The sequence below is a fragment of the Desulfobotulus pelophilus genome (assembly GCF_026155325.1).
GTDB lineage: Bacteria > Desulfobacterota > Desulfobacteria > Desulfobacterales > ASO4-4 > Desulfobotulus > Desulfobotulus pelophilus.
Window position 1 is genome coordinate 1 of sequence record NZ_JAPFPW010000053.1, and the last position, 2,344, is coordinate 2,344.

The window sequence follows — 2,344 nt, forward strand, 5'->3', positions numbered from 1 at the left end:
GCTCAACAACCAAATAGCTGTCCTATGGTTATACCCAGCTCACAGCTTCATAATTCAAGATTACATATCATTTTACAGGATAGAGGACGTACCTCTCCAAAATCTTATATCAGCATATCCCGGCGCACTGGACACTATGACCATAGGATTCACTACTACCCTGCAATCGAATGAGACGGGCCTTCTTTAATTACATTGAACTCTTTTTTAACTCTACGAGACATAAGATGATACACAATAAGACTAAAAAATGTACTTCCAAGTACCGCAATCAATCCTAACCCCCACCGTACCTGCAAAACCCAAATATCATGCTCTTCCTGCCTGTGCGGCAGTACCTCCTGTGAAGGTGCCAAAACGGCAGCTAGCAAAAGAATCAAATTAAACAAAACACCAAGAGACATAAACCCAATAAAAACAATACGTGCCCAATTTTTTCTTCTGAACAATCCAACAGAGCTGATAAAAACAAAAAAAATCAACAAAGATAAGCTAAAACTAATATAGTCAATATACGTAAAAATATATTTCTGAAGACTGGTAGCAGCAACCGTTCCTTGCATTCGCATAACATACATTCCACCCGAAAGGTATGCTATTATGGTCTGATACAAATCAAAACAAAACATTAAACCGCTCAGCACCATAAAAGTAACACCTAGAATCGTTACAAAAATTGACTTTTTCGTTTTAGCCATAATAAGCTCAAATGCCCCATTGGTCTGATACAAGATTAAAAAATTAATATCTTTTTCTACTCGATACAAACTACAACCCCTGATCTTTCAAACAAAAACAAAACCTTATGCATTATTCACAAACATCTTAAAAAATATTGATGCCACACAAAAAAACGCCAGAATCAATCCATTGACCTTACAAGGCGTACGTTCTCAAAATTAATTTCTTTTGTAATTCGAAATACCCCCCCATTATAAAATGAGATAATCCAAGCTGCCGTTTCATCATTAAAATCAGTTGTAGACGACCAGTAACCATCGCTACCAAGATCGACAGGTGTCTTTGGAAACACATCTCTATCAATTACAGAAAAATGAGACTCACCTATGCACCCCCCCTCGCTTAACCCCGCTTCTAATTCTCGCGCATAAAATTTATCATCAACAAATGCCATACGTATTCCTGAACTACAATATACAAGGGAACTTAACTCCTCAATGGAAGGCAAACGCCAGCCTTTTTTTTCTGCCATAGACATTGCTGCGTACCAATTGATTTTTTCTGCTTCTCCAGCACAGGTTTCTCCATCCCAGATCTGTCCAATACTACACCGCATCCATTCCAAGCCTGTATTAAGATCGATAACAGTACCGTCACTATTTATTTGATATTTTTTAGGCTCCTGCTTAATATATATTTTTTCTACCCTGTCACAGCCACAGATAAAAAAAATACATATACAGATCCATACTCTCATAGATACACTCTCCCTTTTTTGCTACGGCAAGGTTTCTTCACAGCATTCTTCTCGAATATTAGTTACCCTGCCACGATCACTGAATAATGCGTCAACCCCAAAATCCACACCTTGAATAAGACTGAACCCAGAATCACAGGCTCTACCCAGACAAATTTCCCCAAGACTGCCCCCAATAGGTCCTATACCAACTGTACCACCCATTATACTTGCCCTCCCAGCCAACCAACTGATATCATAAACGTTAAATATAGTTGAAAGATTAACAGCACTGAAGTGAACGCCAATTCCTTTACCAGCTAATTCTGCCTTGTAATCCGCAACCAGCCTTACCCATCTGCCTTTACTCTTTACACAGTCTAGCGTTTCAAGTTTACATTCTAACCTTGCCACACTAAAATGAACCCTTAAATGCCCACGAGCTTCGAGCTTACAGGTCGCTAAAATTCTTCTTCCATCCGGATCAATAAAATTTAAAGGATTGCTGAAAGCATACCCATAAAGATTTACATCTCCCCCCTCCAACCCTATCGGATCCACCCTGAGATATCTCCCCACCTCAGGATCATAATATCTCCACCAGTTGTAGTGCAGCCCCGTCTCTTCATCCTCGTACTGCCCAGGGAACCGCAGGGGATTTTTTACCCTCGTTCCCCCAGCCACCATGGCCCTGCCAAAGCTCTCATACTTTGCCTCCCAGACCACAGCGCCGGAGCTGGCGGTGAGCATCTGCGGGGTGCCGAGGTGATCGTTATGGTACCAGTAATAATGCCCGGCTTCCTTAAGGTAGAGGGGGTCCGTTCCCCAGATGCCCTGCGGTTTCCAGCCAAAGCTCCGGATTTCGCGGCCAGAACCGTCAAGCTCCGCCACAAGGCCTTCATCGCTGTAAACAAACCAGGTTTTCTG

General features: G+C 41.9%; 3 protein-coding genes. All 3 read right to left on the minus strand.

Annotation, left to right across the window (positions count from 1 at the left end; all coding sequences use genetic code 11):
- Positions 1-155: 155 nt before the first annotated feature.
- Entirely contained in the window at positions 156-767 is a 612-nt protein-coding gene (locus OOT00_RS15875) for a hypothetical protein (RefSeq protein WP_265426402.1), read from the minus strand.
- A gap of 95 nt (positions 768-862) precedes the next feature.
- Positions 863-1,438, minus strand: a complete 576-nt coding sequence (locus tag OOT00_RS15880) for an Lcl C-terminal domain-containing protein (RefSeq protein ID WP_265426403.1) — start codon at positions 1,436-1,438, stop codon at positions 863-865.
- Positions 1,439-1,459: 21 nt separating this feature from the next.
- Positions 1,460-2,344, minus strand: an 885-nt coding sequence (locus OOT00_RS15885; RefSeq protein WP_303650013.1) for an RHS repeat domain-containing protein, incomplete at its 5' end; no start/stop codon positions are given.